Below are 345 nucleotides of genomic sequence, written 5' to 3' on the forward strand. Positions count from 1 at the left end.
AAGTCCCTTGCCTTACCGCTTGGCTATACCCCAATAATATAAAATAGGCGAGTGATGGGGATCGAACCCACGCATGCCAGAGCCACAATCTGGTGTGTTAACCACTTCACCACACCCGCCATATTCACAATAAACACGGGCAGTAGGAATTGAACCCACACTGAAGGTTTTGGAGACCTTAGTTCTACCTTTAAACTATGCCCGTAAAGGTATGGAAGGGGAGGGATTCGAACCCCCGAACCCGAAGGAGCGGATTTACAGTCCGCCGCGTTTAGCCTCTTCGCTACCCTTCCTGATATTTTAAACTAATTATGGCGCGAGACGGAATCGAACCGCCGACACATG

General features: G+C 49.6%; 3 tRNA genes. All 3 read right to left on the reverse strand.

From position 1 onward, the window contains the following. Positions 1-46: 46 nt before the first annotated feature. Positions 47-119: transfer RNA gene (locus HMPREF2887_RS06765), tRNA-His, on the reverse strand. Positions 120-134: 15 nt separating this feature from the next. After that, positions 135-205, reverse strand: a tRNA-Trp gene (locus HMPREF2887_RS06770). 7 nt (positions 206-212) lie between these two features. Beyond that, positions 213-293 (reverse strand) — tRNA-Tyr (locus HMPREF2887_RS06775). Positions 294-345: the final 52 nt, after the last annotated feature.

Source organism: Streptococcus sp. HMSC071H03, assembly GCF_001813035.1.
GTDB lineage: Bacteria > Bacillota > Bacilli > Lactobacillales > Streptococcaceae > Streptococcus > Streptococcus anginosus.